Raw genomic sequence first — 1,682 nt, 5'->3', positions numbered from 1 at the left:
TGTTCTCGGCCCGGGCCGCGAGGATCGCCGCGCGCAGGCGCGGGTTCATCGTGGGGTCCGGCGTGCCGAGCTTGGCCGCCACCGTGATCTCGCGGGCGAGCTTGCTGAACACCTTCGAGCGGACCGCGTCGACGCGGCCCTTGCGGTGCATGATGTTCTTGAACTGGGAATGCCCGGCCATGGCGGGATCGTCTTCTCGTTCGTGCGGGCGGAGGGCTCCTTCCGTGCGGAAGGATCCTCGACGTCGCGCGGGATTGTGTCGGGGGCTCCGCTTATAGGCCGCAGCCGCCCCCCGAGGCAACGCGGCGATCCCGTCGCGAACCGGGCTCACCGGATCGCGTTCCCCCTCGAAGGAAGGATCGTGCCGATGCGCAGAACCGACACCGACCGCGTCGCCCGTCGATCCCGCGGCGGATGGCGGTTCGGCCTCGCCGCGTTGCTGGGCGCCCTCGCCGGCGCGACGCTGTTCCCGCGGCAAGCCCAAGGACGGCGGGAGGGGCGGCGGGCGGGCGGCGCGCCGGACGATCTCAGGGCTGATCCCGCTCCAGCAGGGCCCGGTAGCGCGCCGCCGAGCGGCTGACGACGGCGCTCGCATCCGCCGCGACGTGCAGGCCGAAGGCGCCGTAGAGGCGCGTGAAGGCCAGAGACGCGAGCCGCGACGCGATGCGGGCCACGGTAGCGCCGGAGAGCGGCAGCCAGTTCGGGTAGCTCCACAGGAAGGAGACGCTGTTCCGGTCGGCGCCGACCTGCACGATGTCGCCCGTCAGCAGGGCGCCGCGCCCCTCCGCACCGTCGCGCCAGTGCAGCACGGTGCCGCCGGGGAAATGGCCGCCGAGGCGCAGCAGGGTCAGGCCGGGGGCGAGGGCGCGCTCGTCCTCCTCCCAGAACACCACGCGGTCGTCGGGGCGCATCACCCAGTCGCGGTCGCGGGCGTGCAGGTAGACCGGCGCGTCCAAGGCCGCCGCCCAGTCCGGCATCGTGGTGTAGTAATGGGGATGCGAGATCGCGATGCCGGCCAGGCCGCCGAGCGCCTCTACCAGCGCGACCGTCGCCGGATCGAGCAGCGCGAGACAATCCCACAGAAAATTCCCCTGGGGCGTCCGCAGCAGGAAGGCGCGCTGGCCGATGCCGAAACGGGGCTGGGTCTCGATCTCGAACAGCGCGGGCTCGACCTGCCGCCACGCGTTGGCGTGAGCGGCCGCGAGCGCGTCGGGCGTCGTCCAGTTCTGACCGGAGGCGGGCACGTATTGCCGCTCCTCGTCGCAGATCGGGCAGCGCGCGGGCGGGGTCGGCGCGTCGGGGAAGCTGGTTCCGCAGGTGACGCAGATGGGGATCGCCACGGGCTCGCCTCCCGCTTCCGCGCTCGGAGCGCTCAGCCGCCGCGGTAGCCTTGGCCGTCCGGAGATCGGCCGCTCTCCGAACCGGCTCCGTCGCGCGAGGGGATCTCCCCGTCCCGCTCGGAGCCCATGTCGCTCGGCTCGGTCGGCGCCGGGGAACGGTGTCCCGGAACCGGCGCGGCGACCGGGCGCTGCTCGAAGGTCCGGGCACTCGGTGTCTCGACGGGGTCGTCGGGTCGGGTCGCGTCGGTCGGGCTCACGGGATGTCTCCGGGTCTTTCCCGGTGAAGAGCCGCGTGATCCGTCCGGTTCCCTCGCGCCGGACAGCCGCGAGGGAACCGGACGG

General features: G+C 73.2%; 2 protein-coding genes and 1 pseudogene. All 3 read right to left on the bottom strand.

Annotated elements, in window-relative coordinates; translation table 11 throughout:
- A pseudogene (locus tag MFF42_RS25755) lies at window positions 1-181 on the bottom strand (YebC/PmpR family DNA-binding transcriptional regulator); the annotation flags it as partial.
- Window positions 182-527: 346 nt separating this feature from the next.
- Window positions 528-1,340 (bottom strand): MBL fold metallo-hydrolase, encoded by an 813-nt coding sequence (locus MFF42_RS25750; RefSeq protein WP_238258803.1) that lies wholly within the window; start codon window positions 1,338-1,340, stop codon window positions 528-530.
- A 32-nt stretch (window positions 1,341-1,372) separates the two neighbouring features.
- Window positions 1,373-1,597 carry a hypothetical protein gene (locus MFF42_RS25745; protein ID WP_238258802.1) on the bottom strand — a complete coding sequence of 75 codons (225 nt, stop codon included), beginning with the start codon at window positions 1,595-1,597 and terminating at the stop codon, window positions 1,373-1,375.
- Window positions 1,598-1,682: the final 85 nt, after the last annotated feature.

Origin of the sequence: Methylorubrum podarium, assembly GCF_022179745.1 — a bacterium.
GTDB lineage: Bacteria > Pseudomonadota > Alphaproteobacteria > Rhizobiales > Beijerinckiaceae > Methylobacterium > Methylobacterium podarium.
This window is presented reverse-complemented; position numbering and strand designations above follow the sequence as displayed.